19 protein-coding genes and 1 pseudogene are annotated in these 22,344 nt (G+C 64.8%); 4 read left to right on the forward strand and 16 right to left on the reverse strand.

Going from position 1 to position 22,344, the window contains the following annotated elements; genetic code table 11:
- Positions 1-42: 42 nt before the first annotated feature.
- Both ACNHGR_RS19675 and moaA read right to left on the reverse strand, forming a co-directional pair.
- Positions 43-819 carry an NAD kinase gene (locus ACNHGR_RS19675; RefSeq protein ID WP_184271107.1) on the reverse strand — a complete coding sequence of 259 codons (777 nt, stop codon included), beginning with the start codon at positions 817-819 and terminating at the stop codon, positions 43-45.
- Entirely contained in the window at positions 816-1,826 is a 1,011-nt protein-coding gene (gene moaA, locus ACNHGR_RS19680; protein WP_475288190.1) for a GTP 3',8-cyclase MoaA, read from the reverse strand. Before moaA ends, ACNHGR_RS19675 begins: the two co-directional genes overlap by 4 nt.
- Positions 1,827-1,983: 157 nt before the next feature.
- Here moaA and ACNHGR_RS19685 point away from each other — a divergent pair, with 157 nt between their 5' ends.
- Complete coding sequence (locus tag ACNHGR_RS19685) at positions 1,984-3,999, forward strand: putative bifunctional diguanylate cyclase/phosphodiesterase (protein WP_475288191.1); 2,016 nt, start codon at positions 1,984-1,986, stop codon at positions 3,997-3,999.
- A gap of 161 nt (positions 4,000-4,160) precedes the next feature.
- Here the strand turns inward: ACNHGR_RS19685 and ACNHGR_RS19690 are convergent, their stop codons facing one another.
- The 5 genes from ACNHGR_RS19690 to ACNHGR_RS19710 form a co-directional block, all read right to left on the reverse strand.
- Positions 4,161-4,556 (reverse strand): MAPEG family protein, encoded by a 396-nt coding sequence (locus ACNHGR_RS19690; protein ID WP_184271116.1) that lies wholly within the window; start codon positions 4,554-4,556, stop codon positions 4,161-4,163.
- Between the two features lie 54 nt (positions 4,557-4,610).
- Positions 4,611-5,348 carry a TorF family putative porin gene (locus ACNHGR_RS19695; RefSeq protein ID WP_475288193.1) on the reverse strand — a complete coding sequence of 246 codons (738 nt, stop codon included), beginning with the start codon at positions 5,346-5,348 and terminating at the stop codon, positions 4,611-4,613.
- Positions 5,335-5,745: a hypothetical protein gene (locus tag ACNHGR_RS19700; protein WP_184271122.1), complete on the reverse strand. Its 411-nt coding sequence runs from the start codon at positions 5,743-5,745 to the stop codon at positions 5,335-5,337. The genes ACNHGR_RS19695 and ACNHGR_RS19700 overlap by 14 nt, the downstream gene beginning before the upstream one ends.
- 407 nt (positions 5,746-6,152) lie before the next feature.
- Positions 6,153-9,626 (reverse strand): transcription-repair coupling factor, encoded by a 3,474-nt coding sequence (gene mfd / locus ACNHGR_RS19705; RefSeq protein ID WP_475288194.1) that lies wholly within the window; start codon positions 9,624-9,626, stop codon positions 6,153-6,155.
- 136 nt (positions 9,627-9,762) lie between these two features.
- Positions 9,763-10,029 (reverse strand): succinate dehydrogenase assembly factor 2, encoded by a 267-nt coding sequence (locus ACNHGR_RS19710; protein ID WP_184271128.1) that lies wholly within the window; start codon positions 10,027-10,029, stop codon positions 9,763-9,765.
- Between the two features lie 210 nt (positions 10,030-10,239).
- Here ACNHGR_RS19710 and recG point away from each other — a divergent pair, with 210 nt between their 5' ends.
- The gene (gene recG, locus ACNHGR_RS19715) at positions 10,240-12,303 is read left to right on the forward strand and encodes an ATP-dependent DNA helicase RecG (RefSeq protein ID WP_475288195.1); all 2,064 of its coding nucleotides are present in this window, start codon (positions 10,240-10,242) and stop codon (positions 12,301-12,303) included.
- Positions 12,304-12,405: 102 nt separating this feature from the next.
- Here the strand turns inward: recG and rplI are convergent, their stop codons facing one another.
- Genes rplI through rpsF form a run of 3 tightly spaced genes read right to left on the reverse strand, consistent with a single transcriptional unit; the run spans position 12,406 to position 13,693 of the window.
- A complete protein-coding gene (gene rplI, locus ACNHGR_RS19720) occupies positions 12,406-13,008 on the reverse strand; it encodes a 50S ribosomal protein L9 (protein ID WP_184271134.1) in 603 nt (200 codons plus the stop codon).
- 12 nt (positions 13,009-13,020) lie between these two features.
- Positions 13,021-13,245 carry a 30S ribosomal protein S18 gene (rpsR, locus tag ACNHGR_RS19725; RefSeq protein WP_004212076.1) on the reverse strand — a complete coding sequence of 75 codons (225 nt, stop codon included), beginning with the start codon at positions 13,243-13,245 and terminating at the stop codon, positions 13,021-13,023.
- Between the two features lie 13 nt (positions 13,246-13,258).
- Positions 13,259-13,693, reverse strand: coding sequence for a 30S ribosomal protein S6 (rpsF, locus tag ACNHGR_RS19730; protein WP_184271137.1), 435 nt, complete (start codon positions 13,691-13,693; stop codon positions 13,259-13,261).
- Positions 13,694-13,983: 290 nt separating this feature from the next.
- Here rpsF and ACNHGR_RS19735 point away from each other — a divergent pair, with 290 nt between their 5' ends.
- On the forward strand, positions 13,984-15,384 hold the full coding sequence (locus ACNHGR_RS19735; RefSeq protein WP_475288198.1) for a GntP family permease: 1,401 nt from the start codon (positions 13,984-13,986) through the stop codon (positions 15,382-15,384).
- A 197-nt stretch (positions 15,385-15,581) separates the two neighbouring features.
- Here ACNHGR_RS19735 and ACNHGR_RS19740 read toward each other — a convergent pair whose 3' ends face one another.
- Complete coding sequence (locus ACNHGR_RS19740; RefSeq protein ID WP_475288200.1) at positions 15,582-15,974, reverse strand: RcnB family protein; 393 nt, start codon at positions 15,972-15,974, stop codon at positions 15,582-15,584.
- A 239-nt stretch (positions 15,975-16,213) separates the two neighbouring features.
- On the reverse strand, positions 16,214-16,381 hold the full coding sequence (locus ACNHGR_RS19745) for a hypothetical protein (protein ID WP_475288202.1): 168 nt from the start codon (positions 16,379-16,381) through the stop codon (positions 16,214-16,216).
- A 262-nt stretch (positions 16,382-16,643) separates the two neighbouring features.
- Here ACNHGR_RS19745 and ACNHGR_RS19750 point away from each other — a divergent pair.
- A pseudogene (locus ACNHGR_RS19750) lies at positions 16,644-16,982 on the forward strand (DUF3470 domain-containing protein); the annotation flags it as partial.
- 253 nt (positions 16,983-17,235) lie between these two features.
- Here ACNHGR_RS19750 and ACNHGR_RS19755 read toward each other — a convergent pair.
- The 4 genes from ACNHGR_RS19755 to ACNHGR_RS19770 all read right to left on the reverse strand — a co-directional run bounded on the left by ACNHGR_RS19755 (position 17,236) and on the right by ACNHGR_RS19770 (position 22,285).
- Positions 17,236-18,441 carry an ABC transporter permease gene (locus ACNHGR_RS19755; protein ID WP_184271148.1) on the reverse strand — a complete coding sequence of 402 codons (1,206 nt, stop codon included), beginning with the start codon at positions 18,439-18,441 and terminating at the stop codon, positions 17,236-17,238.
- A gap of 139 nt (positions 18,442-18,580) precedes the next feature.
- Positions 18,581-19,282, reverse strand: coding sequence for an ABC transporter ATP-binding protein (locus ACNHGR_RS19760; RefSeq protein ID WP_184271152.1), 702 nt, complete (start codon positions 19,280-19,282; stop codon positions 18,581-18,583).
- 5 nt (positions 19,283-19,287) lie between these two features.
- Positions 19,288-20,823 carry an efflux RND transporter periplasmic adaptor subunit gene (locus tag ACNHGR_RS19765; protein ID WP_475288205.1) on the reverse strand — a complete coding sequence of 512 codons (1,536 nt, stop codon included), beginning with the start codon at positions 20,821-20,823 and terminating at the stop codon, positions 19,288-19,290.
- Positions 20,813-22,285: an efflux transporter outer membrane subunit gene (locus ACNHGR_RS19770; protein WP_475288206.1), complete on the reverse strand. Its 1,473-nt coding sequence runs from the start codon at positions 22,283-22,285 to the stop codon at positions 20,813-20,815. The genes ACNHGR_RS19765 and ACNHGR_RS19770 overlap by 11 nt, the downstream gene beginning before the upstream one ends.
- Positions 22,286-22,344: the final 59 nt, after the last annotated feature.

The raw sequence follows: 22,344 nt of genomic DNA on the forward strand, positions 1-22,344 counted from the left end.
CAGCGGCTTTCCGAAGATGGCAAGCGCCAAATGACGGAATTTTTACGCGATGAACTGTTCCGCGGCGATCCGGTCGTCCAGTGTATGTTCGGGATCGAACAGCAGGGTCAGCGGCGTCGCCCGGTCGATGCCGATATCGACCTGCGCCACGTCGCGCACTTCGCGCTGATCGGCCACGGCGCTGACAGGGCGCTTGACCGGGTCGAGCACGGTGAAGCGGATCGCGGTGTTTTCGGGCAGGATGGCGCCGCGCCAGCGGCGTGGCCGGAAGGGGCTGATCGGGGTGAGGGCGACGAGACCGGAGCCGAGCGGCAGGATCGGACCGTGGGCGGAGAGATTATAGGCGGTGGAGCCGGCCGGGGTGGCCACAAGCACGCCATCGCAGACCAGTTCGGGCAGGACGGGGCGGCCGTTCACCTGCACTTCCAACTTGGCGGTCTGGCGGGTTTCGCGCAGCAGCGAGACTTCGTTAATGGCGGGAATCGAGAAACGTTCGCCATCGACCGTATCGACAGTCATGCGCAGCGGATTGACCTTGAAACTCTTCGCCTTGTCGAGCCGCTGGTCCAGCCGTTCCAGCCGCCATTCGTTCATGAGGAAACCGACGGTGCCAAGATTCATGCCGAAGACCGGGACGATCCGCCGCCCTTCCAGCATCGAGTGAAGCGTCTGGAGCATGAAGCCGTCACCGCCCAGCGCGATGATCATGTCCGCCTGATCGACCGGCACGAAATCATAGGCGGCACGCAGGCGCTCTTCCGCTGCCCGTGCGGCCTGGGTGGGGGACGCGACCAGCGCGCGCCGTGGTTCGCTGCTCATCCGCCGGTCACGCTCATATGACGATGCGTGGCGGCGCCAGCGCCGGCACCGATCCGGAAATCATGGGCGGCAGGCTTCAGGCGCAACGCCCGGTCGATCAGCGGATGCACCGCTGCCAGTCCGTCTTTGCGCAGGGCCGTCTTGAAGTCGACATGATCCTCATGCCCCAGGCACATGAAAATCTTCCCCTCGCAGGTCATGCGGATGCGATTGCAGTCGGCGCAGAAATTCTGCGTCAGCGGGGTGATGAGGCCGAGCCGCACATCCATGCCCTCTACGCCATGATAGCGGGCCGGGCCGCCGGTGCGGTGGGTGAGGGGCGTGAGCGCATGGTTGGCGCGAATCATGGCGGCGACCTGCGTCAGCGGCAGATAATGATCGGTACGGTCTTCGCCGGTATCGCCCAGCGGCATGGTCTCGATCAGGGTCAGGTCGAAACCCTGATCGCCGCACCAGCGTAGCATCGGCAGGATTTCATCGTCGTTGACGCCCTGGAGCGCGACCATGTTGATCTTGATTGCCAGGCCGGCGGCGCGCGCTGCCTTCAGCCCGTCCAGTACCTGATCGATCCGGCCGCCGCGCGTGATATGGGCGAAGCGCGTGGGATCGCGGCTGTCGAGGCTGACATTGATCCGGCGCACGCCGGCATCGGCCAGCATGTCGGCATGCTCGGTCAGGCGCGTGCCATTCGTAGTCAGGGTCAGTTCGTCCAGTCCGGCCCCCAGATGGCGGCCGATGCGGCGGGCGAGATCGCCTATGTCACGCCGCATCAGCGGTTCGCCGCCGGTCAGGCGGATCTTGCTGATGCCGCGGGCAATGAAGAGATCCGCCAGCAGCGCGATCTCCTCCAGCGTCAGCACCTGATTCTTCGGCAGGAACTGCATCCGTTCCGCCATGCAATAGCGGCAGCGCAGGTCGCAGCGGTCGGTAACCGATATGCGCAGATAGCTGATCCGGCGGCCAAGGCCGTCGGTCATCGGTGCGCGCGAGGGATCGGCCGGGACCATGCCGACTAGCTAGGCGATGGACAGGGACGGTGCAAGAGCCCGGAAGAGGGACAATATCGGCAACCCGGATGCAAGTGACGGAAGTTGCAGGCGGGGCAAGAGGTCGGTAACGCCTGTCTGGTAAAGACGTCGCGATGCGCGGCGCCGGGGACATGATTTGACAAGCGGGGATCAGAGCGCAGAGAGCCAGCGCAGCCTGTTCATCCTGTCGCCGGGCGACCGGGACGGGCTGATCCGCATTGCGCAGAGTATCGGTTGGCGCGCGATCGGGGCGCGACGGCACAAGGATGCCCCCCAGCGCTACCTCCATAGCGAGGCGCAGATCGCGCTGGTCGACCTGCGCGGCGGCGGCGATGTCGCCAATCTGCTGGCGCCGCTGGTGCCGGCGATGGAAGCGGGCGGCGGTGCGATCCTGATCCTGATCGACGAACGGCATCTGGATCAGGTGCCCGCACTGCTGGCGGTGGGCGCCACCCATTATCTCGCCGGACCGGTGACTGACATGCGCCTGAACGCAGCGCTGGCATCGGCGCATCGTCTGGTAGAGCGACTGGGCGGCGGCGTGGCGCACAATCAACGGGCGCAGCGCATCCGGCGTGGGGATGCGCTCTACTGGGCACTGGGCCGTGACGGACGGCTGCGACTGAGCGACAGTCTGATGCAGCATCTGGGGCTGGACGAAACGTGGATCACGCCGGCGGCATTGGTGCGGCGTTTACCGCGTGTGGAACGGCGCACGGTGCTGGCGGCGCTCGGGACGATGCGGCAGTCGGGGCGGCCGGCGGTGCTGGCGCATGGATTGCCCGACCGGCCGGGACAAAGGCTGGTTCATCATCTGCGGGAAACGGACGGGGCGATTGCCGCCGACGTCGAATGGCTGTCCGAGGGGCATGCGCAGGATGGCGGCAGCCGCGATCATCTGACCGGTTTGCGTTCGCGGCAGGCGGCGCTCGACTGGCTGGGCCGGCGGGCGGGGTTGCCGACGACGATCCTTCTGTTGTCGATCAGCCAGTTCGACCGGATGAATGCGGCCTATGGGCAGGTGGTGGGCGACGCGCTGCTGGGGCGGATCGCCCGGCGAATCGAGCGGATGGTGGAGGATGTCGCGCCCGGCACCATGGTGGCGCGCATCGCCGGGACCGAGTTTCTCGTCGGCCTGACCGGCGAGGTGGCGGGCACCGACCGGGCGACCTTCCTGGCGCGGCAGTTGATCGGCGCGGTGGGGCAGCCGTTCAGCGCCGGCGATCACCTTATTCGTCTGATTGCCCGATGCGGCATTGCGCAGGCGCGGGCGGAGGATGATGTGACGCAATTGCTGCGCCGCGCGGGCACTGCCTTGTCCGACGCACGGCAGGCAGGCGGCGAGGGCATTCGCATTCTGTCCGCCGAAAAGCACAGCCGGCAGGTGGATGCCGACCGGCTGGAAACCGACCTGCGGCTGGCGCTGGACCGGGGCGAGATCAGCATTGTGTTCCAGCCGCAATATCCGGTCGATTCCGACAGGATCAGCGGCGTGGAGGCGCTGGCGCGGTGGAACCACGCCCATTATGGGCCGCTGGGTGCCGGCATATTGTTCGCCACGGCCGAGCGGTCCGATTATATGTTGCCGCTGTCGGCGCATATTCAGGCGGAGGCGTTGCGGCAGGCGGCGGCCTGGCCACGGGCGCTGGCGGACCTGCGGCTGTCGATCAACGTCACGGCGGCGGACATAGCCCAGCCGGGCTTCATGGCGGGCCTGCTGGGGCTGGTGGATCGCAGCGGCTTCCCCCGGTCGCGATTGACGGTGGAGATTACCGAAAGTGGGCTGATCGAGGATGTTGGGGCGGCGTCCGCGCTGTTGATGGCGCTGCGGGCCGAAGGGCTGGCGGTGGCGATCGACGATTTCGGCACCGGCTATTCCAGCCTCGCCTATCTCAAGAATCTGCCGCTTGATTATCTCAAGATCGACAGCGGGCTGGCGCAGGATATTGCCGGCACGGCGCGCGATCGGATCATCGTGCGCGGGGTCATTCACATGGCCAAGTCGCTGGGGTTGAAGGTGATCGCCGAAGGGGTCGAGACGGAGGAGCAGCTTGGCCTGCTGGCGCGGGAAGGGTGCGATTATTATCAGGGCTTCCTGCGGTCGGCGGGCGTTTCGTCCGCCGATCTCATCAATCTGGTACTAGCGGGTTAGAGGCCGAGCGACATTCAGTTCTGGCGGCCTGCAAATGGTACTTTTCCGTGCTTCCGGTGCTCACGGACATTTAGTCCGCTGCGCTCCGGGTCACGCAAAAGTACCATTTTAGCTACGCTGGCCTGCGGCTCGGCTCACCATCTCCTGAATGTCGATCGGCCCTAAAGACCGAGCAGCGGCCAGAGCGCGATGAGCAGCCCGACAAGGCTGGCCATGAAGATGATGGTGCGAACGACCGGGACGCCGGCGGCATAGAGCGGCAGATAGACGACCCGCGCGCCGAGCCAGATCCAGCCACCCAGCGCGGTCCATTCGCTCATGCGCCCCGCCACGACCACGCCGATCAGGGCGACGATGGCGATGGGCAAGGTTTCCTTGTAATTGGCTTCGGCGCGGGACAGGCGGCCGGCGAGTGGGTTCAGCGGCGGCAACTGCGCGTCGCGCGCGCCCATATTCCATTTGGCACCATATTGCTTCGTCTTCACATGTGCGGCGGCGAAGATGTGAACGAGGAGCAGGATCATGCCCCAGGCGATAATGGTCAGTTCCACGGGCATTATGATGTCCTCCCGCTGCGCTTTTACCAGAGCGGGAGGATGTAGGACAGGGTTTCAGAGCGTGAAGCCGACCCGTGCGATGAGCGTGGCGCCGGCATGGGCGCTGTCGGGCGCGTCGATATCCGTATCGGCATAGCGCAGACCGGCGGACCAGCGGCCCCGGTACCAGTCGAGCGCGACGCCATGGTCCCAATAGTTGCCGTCCGGCCGCAGGCGGGCGGCGCGCAGCGGATCGCGCACATCGCCCGAGGAGCGGCCGACATGGCCGGACAGGGTGAAGGGCGTACCGGGTATGGCGACGGCGGAACTGGCCGACAGATAGAGATTGTCGCCGCCGATCGCCGACTGGCGGGGGGCGTAGCGGGCGCTGAGATCGATACTGGCCGGGCCGAGTGTGAAGCCGGCGATGCCCCCGACTTCGCCATAGCCCAGGTTCGAAGCGCCGGGGAAGAGGTGGTAGCGACCTTCTGCTGTCAGGCGGAAACCGCCCAATTGTTTTGCATAGGTGGCGCCCAGGTCCAGCACGGCGTCGGCGCCGCCATGGCGGTTGCTGCCCCATAATGTCGTGGCTGTGCCGTCGAGGCTGAGGCCATCGGTGACGGGCATGGAGACGGAGCCGCGCAGCACCGGATCGCCATCGCTCCAGCTAAGGCCCCGACGGCGGTCGTCGCTGGCGGCTTCAAGGGTGGCGGTGATGCCGGATGCGCTTTGAGCGGTGGCAGCATGGGCATGGCCGGCGAGCAGGAGCGCTCCCAGCCATGCCGAGCGGCGAAGACAATCAGTTGGATGCAAGATTACGTACCGAGTCCAGTTCAGCCAGAAGGGGCGCGCGGTCGGCCTGTGCGACCTCGACCAGATGCGCTTCGATCTTTTCTTGATGCTGGGCAAGGTTGCGGGCGCCCGAATTGCGACCGGGCGTGCAGGCACCGGCTTCGCTGCCCGAAAATGTCTTGTCGGTGGCGATGGTGCGGGCCAGCGCCGGGCCATGATCCAGCTTGCGGTCGACCACGATGGTCGCGGTCCACTGGCAACGCTGGGCATCCATGCGGTTGGGGGTCTTTGCGCCTATAGTCTTCGTGCGCATTTCGGTGCGGGCGGTGTAGGTCGCGCCGAGTTGCTGGCCGTGATGTTCAACGGTGACGCTGTGCGACGCGGCGGCAGCCGCCAGCGCGATAAGGGTGATGCTCATGCTTATTCTCCTGCTGTGACGCCGGACTTTGCTGGCCGGTCGTCATGCACGGATTTAGGTTTCCACTGTTGCTGATGCGTTTCCCGACGATGATGAATGGATACATGGAGGTCGAGTTCGGGCGGGTTCGACGCGACAGGCGAAGTTCACAGTGTCGCCCGCTATTTTGAGGCCGAAGCGCTCGCGAGGCTCTCGCGAAGCGTCTCCGACGCACCACTAACGCGCCGCCATGGTCACAGGCGCGCGCCAACCCCGCGACCGCGAAGCGACAGGGCACGAAGCCGAGGAGGGGCATGCTGTCCATCCGGCAGGATAGATCAGAGGAACACGGAATAGGACAGGGAAAGATCGCCGCGCTTGCTACCCACCCCTGGCCCCTTCCTGAAAGGGAGGGGAATGCCCTGCTGTTACCCCGCCGCTTTCATCAGCCCCTTCGACAGTTGCAGGGCGCCATTCAAACGGGCCTGCGGGTCGGCCCAGGCGCGGTCGACCACGATCTTGCTGTCCGGGCGCAGGCGGGCGACGCCGTTGAGCTTCTGGACATAGGTGACGAGGCCGGCGGGCTTGGGGAAACGATCCTCGAAGAAACTGACCAGCGCGCCCTTTGGCCCGACGTCGATCTTCGAGATGTTCGCGACCAGGCAGTTCTGCTTGATCTCGATGATCTTGAGCAGGTTTTGGGTCGGCAACGGCAGCTTGCCGAAGCGGTCGATCAGTTCGGCGGCGAACGCCTCCAGACCGTTGCGGTCTTCCAGTTCGTTGATGCGGCGATAAAGGCCCATGCGCAGGTCGAGGTCCGGCACATAATCGTCAGGGATGAGGATCGGCGCGTCGACCGTGATCTGGGGCGAGAAGCTGTCGCTGCGCCGTTCGATGCCGACCCCGCCGGCCTTGGCGTCCATGATCGCGTCTTCCAGCATCGACTGGTAGAGTTCGAAGCCGACTTCCTTGATATGGCCCGACTGTTCGTCGCCGACGAGGTTGCCCGCGCCGCGAATATCGAGGTCGTGGCTGGCAAGCTGGAAACCGGCGCCCAGCGTGTCGAGGTCGGACAAGACCTTGAGCCGCTTTTCCGCCGTTTCGGTGATGATGCGGTTGGCCGGCGTGGTGAAATAGGCATAGGCGCGCGTCTTCGACCGGCCGACGCGCCCGCGAAGCTGGTAAAGCTGGGCAAGGCCGAAGCGGTCGGCGCGGTGGATGATGAGCGTGTTGGCGCTGGGGATGTCGAGGCCCGATTCCACGATGGTCGTAGAGAGCAGCACATCGTAGCGCTTGTCGTAGAAGGCGGACATGCGCTCTTCGACTTCGGTGGCGCTCATCTGGCCATGGGCCACGATGGGTTTGATTTCGGGGACTTCGGTGCGCAGGAATTCCTCGACTTCGGTGAGGTCGGCGATGCGCGGCACCACGAAGAAGCTCTGGCCGCCGCGATAATGTTCGCGCAGCAAAGCCTCGCGGATCACGACGCCATCCCACGGCATGATGTATGTGCGCACGGCGAGGCGATCGACCGGCGGCGTCTGGATGACGGAGAGCTCGCGCAGGCCCGACATCGCCATTTGCAGCGTGCGCGGGATGGGCGTGGCGGTCAGCGTCAGGACATGGACGTCCGTTTTCAGGGACTTGAGGCGTTCCTTGTGGGTGACGCCGAACCTTTGTTCCTCGTCCACGATGACGAGGCCGAGACGCTTGAACTCCAGCCCCTTGGCGAGCAGGGCGTGGGTGCCGACCACGATGTCGATCGTGCCGTCGGCCAGGCCCGCCTTGGTCGCCTTCGCCTCCTTGTCGGGAACGAGGCGGGAGAGGCGGCCGATATTGACGGGGAAGCCGCGGAAGCGTTCCTCGAAATTCATATGATGCTGGCGCGCGAGCAAGGTGGTGGGGCAGATGACCACGACCTGCATGCCGGCCATCGCGGCGACGAAGGCGGCGCGCAGCGCAACCTCGGTCTTGCCGAAACCGACATCGCCGCAGACGAGGCGGTCCATCGGCTTGCCGGCGCCCAGATCCTCCACCACGTCGCTGATGGCGCGGTCCTGATCCTCGGTTTCCTGATAGGGGAATCGGTCGACGAAGGCGGGGTAGCCGGCGGCGTCGGGTTCGGCGACGGTGGCGGGGCGCAGCGCGCGTTCGGCGGCGGTCTTGAGCAGTTCACCCGCGATTTCGCGGATGCGCTCCTTCATCTTCGCCTTGCGCCGCTGCCAGGCTTCGCCGCCCAGTTTGTCGAGGCTTACGCCTTCGCTGTCGCTGCCATAGCGGGAGAGGACTTCGAGATTTTCGACCGGGACATAGAGCTTGTCGCCACCGGCATAGGAGAGGGCGACGCAGTCATGCGGCGCCTTCGCCACCGGGATCTGCATCAGCCCTTCATAGCGACCGATGCCATGGTCCATATGGACGACGAGGTCGCCGGGTGAGAGGGTGGCGAGTTCCTGGAGGAACGCATCGGCGCTTTTCTTGCGCTTGGCGCGGCGGACGAGGCGGTCGCCCAGCATGTCCTGTTCGGTGAGGACGGCGACATCGGGCGCCGTGAAGCCATGGTCGAGCGGCAGGACGGTCAGGGTGACGCTGCCATTGGCGGCGAGCCCAAGCGCCTCCTGCCAGTTGTCGGCGGCGGCGAGGCGGGACACGCCATGGTCGGCGAGCAGGCCGGACAGGCGTTCGCGCGCGCCGCCGGAATAGCTGGCGATGACGACCTTCTTCTTCTGACGGCGCAGGTCGGCGATATGCTTGCCGACCGCTTCGTAGATATTCGTGTTCTGCGCGCGTTCCGGGGCGAAATCGCGGGGGCCATCGACGGAGAAGTCGAGGACGGTCGCGCTTTCGGGTTCATGGAAGGGCGTCGTGCCGTGTACGGCCAAGGTCGCGACGTCGGCGTCCCATTCAGCGGCATTCAGGTAGAGTGCGTCGGGTTTCAGCGGGCGGTAGGAACCGGGGTCGGTGGATTTCGCTTGCACCCGGTTGGCATGATAATCGCGGATCGCCTCGAAGCGGCTTTCCGCTGCGCCGGCCACGCCATGATCGCGGATCAGGACCGCGCCTTCGCCGAGGTGATCGGTCAGCGGGACCAGTTTTTCCTCGAACAGGGGGAGCCAATGTTCCATGCCGGCGAGGCGGCGACCATCGCTCACCGCCTGATAGAGTGGATCGCCGGTCGCGGTCGCGCCGAATGTCTCGCGATAGCGGCCACGGAAGCGCTTGATCGTGTCTTCGTCCAGCAGCGCTTCGGAGGCGGGGAGGAGGGTGAAGCCGTCCACGCTGTCGATAGTGCGCTGATCGGACGGATCGAAACGGCGGACCGTCTCGATCTCGTCGCCGAAGAAATCCAAGCGCAGCGGCTGCTCCTCGCCGCCGGGGAAGAGATCGACAATGCCGCCGCGAATGGCAAATTCGCCGCGATCATGCACCGTGTCGGTGCGGACATAGCCGTTCGCCTGAAGCATGTCGGCGAGACGGGTGATCGCAATGCGTTCCTTGGGCGCGAGCTTGGCGACAAGCTGGCGGACGCGGAACGGGGTGAGGGTTCGCTGGGTCATCGCCGCCAGCGTGGTGACGACCAGTTGCGGCCCCTTGGGCTTGGCTTGGAGCGCATAGAGGCCGGCAAGGCGGGCGGAGGCGGCACGCAGCGAGGGGCTTGCCCGGTCATAGGGCAGGCAATCCCAGGCAGGGATTTCGATGATCTCGATCTCCGGCGCGAAATAATGCGCGGTGTCCGCGACTGCGCGCATCAGCTGCTCGTCGGAGGCAATGAAGACGGCGCGGCTACCCGCAGCCCCGGCGGCGCGGGCAATGTCGGCCAGCAGCCAGGGCTGGAAGCCGGCGGGCACGCCCGACAGGGTGAGCGGCGCCTTCGCCTTCAGGATTGTCTGGAGATCGGTCATCTTGTTTCTCTCCCCTCCTTATTTAGTCTACCTCCCGCTTGCGGGAGGGGCTAGGGGAGGGCTTGTTGGTCAGTCGCTACAGACCCTCCCCCGACCCCTCCCGCAAACGGGAGGGGAGCCATAAGGGAGAGGTCGATTAATTCTCGATCTTCACGAAATCGAGTTTCAGGAATTTGTCCATCATCGGGCCTTTCCATTCCTCCGGGACCGGGATGGTGCCGAGCGCCCAGCCGATGATGTCGGCATCCTGTTCTTCCATGAAGCGTTCGAACCAGGCGATTTCCTCTTCGTTCCATGTCGCATAATAGCGTTCGAAGAAGCCCCCGACCGTATAGTCCGCTTCTCGTGTGCCGCGATGCCAGGCCCGGAATTTGATGCGGCGCATCTGGGGATTGTCGTTCACAATTTGTTCCTTTAACGGGCATGGCACTGCCCGCCGATCGGATGTTTGAACCACCGTCCCGGCTGGCGTTTGATGACTGACCTTCCCCGGAAAGCTACCGTCATTGCGAGCGTAGCGAAGCAATCCATGGACGCGACACTGGATTGCTTCGCTACGCTCGCAATGACGTTCACATAGGAACGATCAGGCGTTACAGCCCGTCAGATAGCCATGCGACCTGATATTCTCAATCCGCTCTTTGCCGAAATATCCCTGTTCAAGGGGATCGGCCCCGCGCTTGCCCGTCCGCTGGAGCGGCTGGGGCTGGCACGCGCGGTCGATGTGGCCTTCCATATTCCGGTCAGTTGGGTGGACCGGCATCTGACCGACGAGCTGGACATGGCGGATGCTGGGCGGATCATCGGCACGATGCTGACGCCGGTGGATTACAAGGCCAGCAGCAGCCCGCGCGCGCCGTTCCGGGTGCAGGCGATCGACAAGCGGGCGAATGTCGTCAGCCTCGTCTATTTCGGAAAGAATAGCGGATGGCCGCGCAAGCTGTTGCCGCTCAACGAACCCAAATTCGTGTCGGGCAAGCTGGAGGCCTATGGCGACAATCTCCAGATGGTGCATCCCGACTATGTGCTGCCGCCCGAGGAGGCGGACACGGTGCCGGCGCGCGAATCGGTCTATGGGCTGTCCGAAGGACTGACCAACAACCGGATGCGCGATATCGCGGCACAGGCGCTGACGCGGGCGCCGGAATTGCCCGAATGGATCGAGCCGAGCCTGCTGGCGCGCAAGCAATGGCCGGCGTGGCGGGAGGCGCTGGCGCGGGTGCATGCCGATCCGTCCGATGTCAAGGCGCGCGAGCGGCTGGCCTATGACGAGATTTTCGCCGGGCAACTGGCGCTGATGCTGGTGCGGCAATCGTCGCGGCGGCGGCGGGGCGTGTCGATCCAGGGCGACGGGCGGCTGCGCGCGATGCTGAAGCTGCCCTTCGCGCCGACCGGGGCGCAGCGGCGGGCGATCGGCGAGATTGAGGGCGACATGGCGCAGGCGACGCCGATGCTGCGCCTGCTTCAGGGCGATGTTGGGTCGGGCAAGACCCTGGTGGCGCTCATGGCGCTGCTGAACGCGGTCGAGGCGGGAATGCAGGGCGCGATGCTGGCGCCGACCGAAATTCTGGCGCGGCAACATTATGAGACGCTGCGGAAAATGGCGTCCGGCCTGCCGATCGAGATTGCTATCCTGACGGGGCGTGAGAAGGGCAAGGTGCGCGAAGCGACGCTCATGGGGCTGGCGGACGGCAGCATCCATATTCTTGTCGGCACCCACGCGATCTTTCAGGAAGCGGTGCAATATAAGGCGCTGGGGCTGGCCGTGATCGACGAGCAGCATCGCTTCGGCGTGGCGCAGCGAATGATGCTGGCGAGCAAGGCGGAGCGATCGCCGCATCTGCTGGTGATGACGGCGACGCCGATCCCGCGCACGCTGACGCTGACCTATTATGGCGAGATGGACGTTTCCCGGCTGGACGAGATGCCGCCGGGGCGCCAGCCGATCCAGACACTCGTCATGGCCGCGAGCCGGCTGGACGAGGTGGTGGATGCGCTGGCCCGCCATGTCGAGGGCGGGGGGCAGGCCTATTGGGTGTGTCCGCTGGTCGAGGAAAGCGAGACGAGCGATCAGGCAGCGGCCGAAATGCGCGCCGAGACGCTGCGGGAGCGCTTCGGCGACCGGGTCGGGCTGGTGCATGGCAAGATGAAGGGGCCGGACAAGGATGCGGCAATGGAAGCCTTCGCCGCCAACCGGACGCAAATACTGGTCGCGACGACGGTGATCGAAGTGGGCGTGGACGTGCCCAACTCCAGCCTCATCATCATCGAGGGGGCGGAGCGGTTCGGCCTTGCGCAGTTGCACCAGTTGCGCGGGCGGGTGGGGCGCGGCGACAAGCCGTCGGTCTGCCTGCTGCTGCGCGGCAATGCCTTGGGCGAAACCTCCCGCGCGCGGCTGGCGCTGATGCGGGAGACGAATGACGGGTTCCGCATCGCCGAGGAGGATCTGAAGCTGCGCGGCGCGGGCGAGGTGCTGGGCACGCGCCAGTCGGGCGAGGCGGAGCTGAAGGTCGCGACGCCCGAACATGTCGCGGCGCTGGTCGATAGCGCGCGCGATGACGCCAACCTGTTGATCGAGCGCGACGGCGGGCTGGACAGCGCGCGGGGGCAGGCGGCGCGGACCTGCCTCTATCTGTTCGAGAAGGATGCGGCAGTGGGGCTCTTGCGGGGCGGGTGACGCGCAGGCGTCCCTTCGGCACGAGGCATCATCGCCATCGTCCAACAAAAAAGCCGCCCGTTGCGGGGCGGCTTTCTCGTTCGATCCTTGGCGGACAAGAAATCAGGCTTCTTCAGCCGTCTCTTCTTCGTCGCTGCTGACCGAGGCGATTTCGCCCGGTTCGGCATTGGGATCATAATCTTCGGTGAAGCCAGCCTCGTCCTTTTCGAACAGGTCAGCCATCACGTCCACACCCTGCGACTGAAGCTCGGCTTCTTCCGGCGAACGGGCGACGTTGACGGTGATCGTCACGGCGACTTCGGGGTGCAGCGCGACCTTGACGTCGAACACGCCGAGCGTCTTGATCGGGCGTTCCAGCACGACCATCGCCTTGGTAACGTTGGTCACGCCATCGGCGTGCAGCGCTTCGACGACGTCACGGACGGCGACCGAACCGTACAGGTGGCCGGCGTTCGACGACTGGCGGATCAGGACGATCTGCTTGCCGTTGACGCCTTCGGCAGCCGCTTCGGCGTCCGTGCGACGGGCGGCGTTGTCGGCCTCGATCTTCGCGCGGTTGGCTTCGAAGACCTTCTTGTTGGCGTTGTTGGAGCGCAGCGCCTTCTTGTTGGGCAGCAGGAAGTTACGAGCGTAACCGTCCTTCACGGTGACGACGTCGCCGATCGCGCCCAGCTTCTCGATGCGTTCGAGGAGAATGATTTCCATGGGTCTTTCCCCTTACTTCACGATGTAGGGCAGCAGGCCCAGGTGACGGGCGCGCTTGATGGCCTGGGCCAGTTCGCGCTGCTTCTTGGCCGAAACGGCCGTGATGCGGCTGGGGACGATCTTGCCGCGTTCGGACACGAAGCCCTGGAGCAGACGGACGTCCTTATAATCGATCTTCGGCGCATCCTTGGCGGCGAAGGGGCAGCTCTTGCGGCGGCGGAAAAACGGGCGTGCCATGTTTCAGATCTCCTTATTCAGCAGCCGGAGCGGCTTCTTCGCGGTCGCGGCGCGGGCCACGGTCTTCGCGATCGCCACGGGGACCACGATCGCCACGGGGGCCGCGGTCACCACGCTCGGGGCGGTCCTGCTTGCGCATCATCACCGACGGGCCGGTTTCCAGCTCATCGACCTTGATGGTCATGTAGCGGATGATGTCTTCGTTGATCTGCGTCTGGCGCTCCAGTTCCGCAACGACGTCACCGGGGGCGTCGATGTTCAGCATCACATAGTGCGCCTTGCGGTTCTTGGCGATCTTGTACGCGAGCGAACGCAGGCCCCAGGTCTCGACCTTGGTCACCTTGCCGTTCATGTCCTCGACGATCTTCGTGGCGGTTTCCGCCAGGGCGTCTACCTGCGCTTGTGCCAGATCCTGGCGCGCAAGGAAGACGTGCTCATAAAGAGCCATGTCATGCCTCATCTGTTGGCCGATCGCTGACGCCCACCCCATGTGGAACGCCCCTCCGGCTGTCGTCTGTATGCTTCGCGATGACGCCGAGTCACCCCGGAGCCGATGCGAAGGCGCGCCTATGGCCGAAATGCGGGGGAAAGGCAAGGGCGCATCGCTGCAAGGGCGGTCGGCAAAAATGCCGGTCGGCCTGCGCTTGTCGTGGCGCCGTTTTTCTTCTTAACTCCCGAAGGAGCCGAAGAAAAGAATGGCGCAGCCGCAGGTCCGGCGCAGATGGAGTGGAACGGGATATGGCAGTCGGAATTGCGGCGCTGTCGCTGATATTGCTGATGATCGCCGCCTATCGGGGGATGAGCGTCATCGTCATGGCGCCTTTGCTGGCGATGCTGGCGGTGCTGCTGACCGATCCGGCAGCCGTGCCGGCCGCCTTTTCCGGCCTGTTCATGGAAAAGGTCGCGAGTTTCCTGAAACTTTATTTCCCCGTCTTCCTGCTGGGCGCGCTGTTCGGCAAGCTGGTCGAGATTTCAGGCTTTTCCCGGTCGATCGTGACCGCCGTGATCGGCTTCATCGGGGCGGGGCGGGCCATTCCCGCGATCATGCTGGTGACGGCCTTGCTCACCTATGGCGGGGTATCGGTGTTCGTCGCGGTCTTCGCGGTCTATCCCTTCGCCGCCGAGATGTTTCGCCGCGCCGACATTCCCAAGCGACTGGTTCCGGCCACCATCGGCCTTGGCGCGCTGACCTTCACCATGGACGCTCTGCCCGGTACGCCGCAGATCCAGAATATCATCCCGACCAGCTTCTTTGGCACGACCACCTGGGCCGCGCCGATATTGGGGACCATCGGATCGCTGTGCATCATCGCGATGGGACTGGCCTATCTGGGCTGGCGGCGGCGGGCGATGCTGGCGGCGGGGGAAGGCTATGGCGCGCCGGAGACGCTGGTCAACGAACCCGAAGCGGTGGCGGAGGATGTGCGCGTCCATCCGCTGATCGCGCTGTTGCCGCTGGTCGTGGTGGGACTGGGCAATTTGCTGCTGACGCTGACGATCCCGCGCTGGGTGACGGGGGAAGCAGTGTCGCTGTCGCTGCCGGGGATGGCGGAACCGGTGAGCGTGAAGGTCGCCCAGATGGCGGCGCTGTGGGCGGTGGAAGGGGCGCTGCTGCTGGGCATCGGCACGATTCTGCTCTTTGCCTTCCGCACCGTGGCGCAACGCTTTGCCGACGGATCGAAGGCGGCGGTCGGCGGCGCGCTGCTGGCGGGGATGAACACGGCGGTCGAATATGGGTTCGGCGCGGTGATCGCGGCGCTGCCGGGCTTTCTGCTGGTGAAGGAAGCGCTGAAGGCCATTCCCAATCCGCTGGTGAATGAGGCGATCACCGTGACGTCGCTGGCGGGCATCACCGGATCGGCATCGGGCGGCCTGTCGATCGCGCTGGCGGCGATGGCGGAACAGTTCGCGGCAGCGGGCGACGCTGCCGGTATCCCGCGCGAGGTGCTGCACCGGATTGCCTCCATGGCGTCGGGGGGGATGGACAGCCTGCCGCATAATGGCGCGGTCATCACTCTGCTGGCGGTGACGGGCCTGACCCATCGACAGGCCTATAAGGACATATTCGCGCTGACGCTGATCAAGACGCTGACTGTCTTCATCGTGATCGCGGTCTATTATCTGACCGGACTGGTATGAGGTTTGTGCAAAATGCGCGAAAGAGCGCATTTTGAGCCGCACCAGCCCGCTCCCCCACCCGGCCACCCATAGAATACTGCCGTTGGGTGGCCGGGTGGGGGAGCGGGCTGGTGCCGATGAAATGTGCGAAGGCACATTTCCATAAAACGTCCCGGAGGGAGAGAACTCCGGGGCGCTTTAGGCTTGCGCGGCGGCTCTTAACGGATGGCGTTGCCGACGACGGCGCCGATGATGCCGCTGGTGATCGCGATCAGCACCGCGTCATTGCCCGAACGCACCCACTGCTGGCCGCGCGGCGGGGCCGACAGGCGATAGTCGCGATAATTGCTGATCACCCGATAATTGGTGGCGTGGTTGCGATCGAAGCGCTGGCCCTTCGCCCAGCGGCGGCCATTGTCGCGATGCGTGTCCTTGCGCACGACGGTCTGCTTCTTGACCACGGTGCGGCCGTTGGGCTTCTGCTTCACCACCTTGCGGGTTTCGACCTGGCGATGCTGGGCGACATGGCTCTGGGCCTGCGCCTGCGCGGTGACGATGGGGCTGGCGACCAGGGTGGTGGTGGCCAGGGCCATGAGAATCTTCTTGAACATGTTGTGCTCCTTTTGCCTTGTTACGGGCGCCTTGTCCGTGGCGTCGAAGACAGAGATAGGCGGCGCTTGTCGCGCAGATGTGTCGCGCACGGCCCAAGATTGTCGGAAATTGTAACAAATTGAAATTTAAGCTGAACTGTTGTTCAGGAAGGACGGAATCGCGGGGGATTTTGTGGGTGTCCAAAGCAAAAAGCCCCGCAGCATGGGCTGCGAGGCCTGGGCGTCGATATGAAGGGCGATCAGTTCGACAAGGGGGTCGCCGTCACCGTCATGCGGGCGAGCAGGATGGGCCGGTCCTTGCCTTCGACAACCGGGGCGGTGCCGTTGGTAGGCGCTGCAGCCATGGCGGAGAGGCTGAGGCCGAGGACCAGCGCGCTGCGGGCGAGGCTGAGGGCGATGGTCTTCATGGGATGATTCTTCCGCGCCGCCGGGGTGACGGCATTGAAGGGCATTAAGGGCGGGATGTCGCAGGACTGTGCCGGGAGGAGGGGACTTTGTCGGAAAGTGTAACGGGGCAGGGTTTGGGTCGATTGGAGACAGTCCACCTTTGGGGAGACGACCGGCGATAGCTGACACTGCGCGGTGAAAAATCATCCGGCAAAAACGGCGCCGTTGCAGACGTTCCCAGCTGATGGCTATGCCGTTGCCTTGGAAGCAGAGGTAGAAGGCATGACTGGGGTAATCACCGATGCGTGCATCAAATGTAAGCACATGGACTGCGTCGAAGTTTGTCCAGTCGATGCGTTCTACGAGGGCGAGAACATGCTCGTCATCAATCCTCTCGAATGTGTTGATTGCGGATGTTGCATCGAGGCATGTCCGGTTCACGCAATCGTTTTTGACACCGAACCTCGTGCCGAACCATGGATTCAACTAAACGCAAAGTATTCGGCCTTGTGGCCGAATGTGACCTTCGACGGCGGACAAACTCCTGCAGATGCCGATCAATTTCGCGCGGTTTCCGGGAAATTCGAACGCTACTTTTCGTCCCGTCCGGGCGAAGGGGATGTCGGTTCACCAACGAGGCCAGTCCGGGCCAGTACGTGCAATCGATGCCACGGTGAAACCGCTTTAGGGAAAATGATGACGATCATCCGGCGCTTTTGGAGATAGCGCAACATTGTTTCACAATGACCGCTTCCCGCCAGGACTCCGTCATTCAGCGTCAAACGGGCCATCCGAATGAGTGGCCGGTTTCAAGGATGAAGATAATCTAGCGGAATGACCGCTTCTGATCGAAGCCAGCCTGTACCCTCCGCGTTTACTCGTGCCGCAGGGCGTCGATCGGGTTGAGCGCTGCCGCCCTCCGGGCCGGGAAATAACCGAACACCACGCCGATCGCCGCCGAGAAGAGGAAGGCGATGGCGTTGACCTTCACGTCGAACAGGAAGGGCACCTGCATCAGCGGGGCGATGGCGACGGAGGCGATCAGCGCCAGGAACAGCCCGATCAGGCCGCCCAGGCAGGACAGAACGATCGCCTCGACCAGAAACTGCATCAGCACTTCGCGCGCGACCGCGCCGATGGCGAGGCGGATGCCGATTTCCCGTGTCCGCTCCGTCACCGACACCAGCATGATGTTCATAATGCCGATGCCGCCGACCAGCAGTGAAATGGCCGCCACCGCGCCGACGATCTGGGTCAGGATGGTGGTCGTGCCGGTCAGCGTGTCGCTGATCTGCTTGGTGTCGAAGACGTTGAAATTATCTTCTTGGCCCGCCTTGATCTTGCGCCGTTCGCGCATCAGTTCCTCAAGGCTGGCCTGCACCGTGCTGGTGTCATAGGCGTCGTCGACCGCAACCATGATCTGCGAAATGTCGCGGTCGCCGGTGAAGCGACGCTGTACGAACTTGATCGGCATGACGACGACATCGTCCTGATCGCCAAAGCCGCCCTGTCCGCGCGTGGCGAGCACGCCCACGACCTGACAGGAGACGCCCTTGATCCGCATCCGTTGCCCGACCGGTTCTGCGCCCTGGAACAGGTTGGTGCGCACCGTATTGCCGATGATGCAGACGGATTTGCCCGCTTCCTCTTCCTCCGGCAGGAACAGGCGGCCGTCCGCGACCTTCCACGACTGGACCTCCGAATAGGCCGATGTGGTGCCATAGACGGTGGTGGACCAGTTATTGCCTTCATAGATGGCGGTGCCGCTCGACTGCACCACCGGGGCGACGGCGCGCACGCCGGTCAGCTGGTTTTCGATGGCGGTAAGGTCGCGTTCCTTGAAATCGGGCGGACGCGGGCCACCGCCGCCACGGCCAAAGCCCTGACCCGGACGCAATTGCAGCACATTGGCGCCCAGCGAACTAATCTGTTCGCGCACGGCCGCCGTGGCGCCATTGCCCAGCGTCACCATGGTGACGACCGCCGCCACGCCGATGATGATGCCCAGCGTGGTCAGGAAACTGCGCAGCTTGTGCCGGTTGATCGCGCGAAAGGCGAGGATGACGGTGGTGCCTAGCATCCGGCTGATCCTTCTTTCCCAACGCCGTCATCCCAGTGAAGGCTGGGATCTCTCTTCTTTTCTGCAATCGCTGTGGAAGAAAGAAGAAAGCGGGATCCCAGCTTTCGCTGGGATGACGGAAATGGGTGGGAGATGTTCCTCACGCCTTCACCCCCGCTTCGATGCTTTCGACCAGCCCGTCGCGGAAATGGACGATAGTGCGGGCATAGGCGGCCATATCCGGCTCATGCGTCACCATGAGCACGGTGATGCCGCTGTTGCGGTTGAGGTCGGTCAGTAATTCCATGATTTCCACCGACCGTTGCGAATCGAGATTGCCGGTCGGTTCGTCCGCCACCAGCACGTCGGGCTGGGTGACGATGGCGCGGGCGATGGCGACGCGCTGCTGCTGGCCGCCTGACAGTTCGGCGGGCGTATGATCCCACCAGTCCTTCAGCCCCACCTTGTCGAGCGCGGCCATGCCCATCTCGTAGCGCAACTTCTTGTCCTCGCCGCGATAGAGCAGGGGCAGTTCGACATTTTCCAGCGCGGTCGTGCGCGACAGCAGGTTGAAGCCCTGGAACACGAAGCCGAGATAACGGCGGCGCAGCAGCGCGCGCTGATCGCGGTCCAGTGTCTCGACATGATGCCCCTTGAACAAATAGGTGCCGCCGGACGGCACGTCGAGGCAGCCGAGAATGTTCATCGTGGTCGACTTGCCCGACCCGGATGGCCCCATGACGGCGACGAAATCGCCCTGCTGGATGTCGAGATCGACGCCCTTGAGCGCCTGAAACGCGGTCGGTCCTTCGCCATAGACTTTGGTGACGCCGCGCAGAGATATGATGGGATCAGCACCCATGGCGATCAGGTTCCGCTCTGGCGACCGGTGCCGCGCGTCTGGGCGGGTGCGGCCTGACCGCCGGACGGCGCGACCGGCGCGGTTTCCGGCGCAGCATCGCCCGAATTGCCGAGCTTGCCGACGCTGGCGGGCGTGCCGTCCGCCGCCGGATTGGCGTTGCGGCGGTCGCTCTTCGTATCGGCGCCCGCTTCGGCCTTCTCGTCTTCGGCCGGAGCCTGTTGCCCCGCCGCCAACTGGCCAGTGATGACGCGCATGCCGGATTTCAGATCGCCGCCGGTGATGGCGGTGCGCGATCCGTCGCTGGCGCCTACGGTCACCTGCACCGGCTTGGGATTGCCATCCTCGCCCACGACATAGACGGTCTGGCTGCTGCCGGCGCCGAACTTGACCTGCCGATTGGCGCCGCCGCGCCGCATGCGACCGGGGCCGGGCAGGACGCTGGTGATGCCGCCGCCCTGTGTGCTGGTGCTGGGCTTGAAACGCAACGCGCTGTTGGGGACGAGCAGCACGTCATGCAGTTCCTGCGTCACGATGTCCGCCGTCGCGGTCATGCCGGGGCGCAGCGTCTCATCCTTGTTGTCGACCGACAGTACCGCCGTATAGGCGACCACCGTGCCGGTGGTGCTCGTCGTCGTCGTGCTGGATGAGGAGGAGCTACTGCTGCTCGATGCGTTCGATCCGACATTCACCCGCGTGACCTTCGCCGGGAAGGTGCGGCCGGGGAAGGCATCGACGGCGAAACTGGCGCTCTGGCCTTCCTTCACCTGACCGACATCGGCTTCGTCCACCGACACCTCGACCTCCATTTGGGTCAGGTCTTCGGCCAGCGTGAAGAGCACGGGCGCGTTCAGTGACGCGGCGACGGTCTGGCCCGGCTCGATATCGCGCGACAGGACCACGCCGTTCACCGGTGACACGATCTGGGCGATCGACAGGTTGGTCTGGGCGCTGGAAAGCCCCGCCTGCGACACGCGCACCTGCGCCTGTGCCGAGCGGAGGTTGGCGATCGCGCTCTGATAATCGGCGCGGGCCGAATCCATCTCGGTCTTGGCCGGCACCCGCCCGCCTGACAGTTTGAACACGCTTTCCTGCCGGTCGAGCGTGGCTTTCGCCAGCGCGACCTGCGCCTGCGCCTGCGAAACGCTGGCCTGGCTGGACGCGACCTGCGCCTGATTCTGGTTTACCGTGTCGACGAGGCGGCGGGTGTCCAACTCGGCGAGCTTCTGCCCCTTGGTCACCCGGTCATTCACATCGACATAGACTGCCGTGATCTTGCCCGACTGTTCCGACCCGACATCGACCTGATTGATCGGCTTGAGGTTGCCGGTGGCGGACACGCTGACGGTCAGGTCGCCCTGCCGCACTTCGCGGGTCGCGTAACTGGGCTTGTCCTCGCCCGAGAAGCATTTGGCGACGAGCAGGACCGCGATCAGCAGGACGACGCCCGCGCCACCCCGGATCGCCCATTTGCGCCACGGTTTCTGCGGCTTTTCGCCGAGGAAGTCGCTGAGATCCTTGTCCGGGGTCACATCATTGCTCATTTGGGCGGTCGTCCATGCTCTGCCAGCCGCCACCCAGCGCATTGTACAACTGGGCGATGGCCAGAACCTCGTCGGATTGCGCGGCAGCCAGGCTGTTGCGCGCGTTCAATAAAGTGGTTTCGCTGGTCGACAGCGTCTGGAAGTCGATCAGGCCGGTCTGATACTGGCTGCGGGCCAGGATGGCGGCATTGTTCGACGCCTCATAAGCGGTGGCGAACTGGCCCTTGCGCAGGCGTGCGCTCTGGAGCGAGGCCATCGCATTTTCGACATCTTCCAATGCCGTGAGGACACTCTGCTTGTAGGCGGCGAAGGCGGCGTCGGTCGCGGCCTTTTGCGACCGCACCTGCGAGCGCAGCCGGCCGCCGTCGAAGATGGTCTGCGCCACATTGCCGAAGACGCCGCCGGTAATCAGGCTGAACAGATCCTTGAAGGCGTTGGAGGTGGTGCCGATGTTGCCGCTGATCCCGAGCGAGGGATAAAGCTGCGCCTGCGCCACGCCGATCCGCGCGGTGGCGGCGGCCAGCGCCCGCTCCGCGCTGCGCACGTCAGGCCGCTGGCGCAGCGTGTCGGCGGGAATGCCGGTGGCGATCTGGGCCGTGGCGACGGGAATGGGGGTGGGGGTTTCCAGCGTGCGGGTCGCTTCGCCCGGCGCCTGTCCGGTCAGCACGGCGATGCGGTTGAGGCTGCCGCGCAGGTTCGCTTCCAGCTGGGGCACGGTGGCGTTTGTCTGGGCCAGTTGCGCCTTGGCCTGCTGCTCGTCCAGCGAGGAGACGAGGCCGGCCTGCAACCGCCAGCCGGCGATGTCATAATTATCCTTCTGCACCGCCTGCGTTTCGCGCGCGACGATCAGTTGCTGCTGCGCCAGCCGCGCCTGCACATAGTTGGTGACCAGTTCGGATATGATGGTCATCCGCACATTGGCAAGGTCATAGCCCGACGCGGCGAGATCGGCGCGGGCGGCCTCGGATGAGCGGGCCAGCTCGCCGAACAGGTCGATCTGCCAGCTGGCATTGGCGCCCAGCGAGTAAGTGCTGGACCAGTTGCTCGCGCCGGTGCTGATGACGTTGCCGCTGTCGTCGACGCGGGTGCCGCCGGCCTGATTGCGGTAATTCTTGCCGCCGCTGCCCGATCCGTTGAGTTGTGGCAGGAAGCTGGCATTGGCCTGGCGAAGGCTCTCGCGCGCCTGCCGCAACCGGGCCTGTGCCTGCACGATGTCGAGATTGTTGGCGATCGCGCTGTCGATCAGTCCGTTGAGCGCAGGGTCGTTGAGGCGCGTCCACCATGTCGCCAGATCGGCGTCGCTGAGCGCTGCCGTCTCACCCTGACTATAGGCCGCCGGCACGCCCAGCGCGCCCGTCTGCGGCGCGCGATAATCCGGCCCGGCGGCGCAGGCGGACAGCATGAGCGCCGTCCCGCCGATCCATGCAAAGCGATATCGCACCTTTTCCTTGCACTCCGTCATCGTTAAAGGAGCCGCCACATGCCGACCCGGACGGGAAGGCGAAACGTCCATTTCCTGCT

This window comes from Sphingobium sp. RS1 (assembly GCF_056156825.1).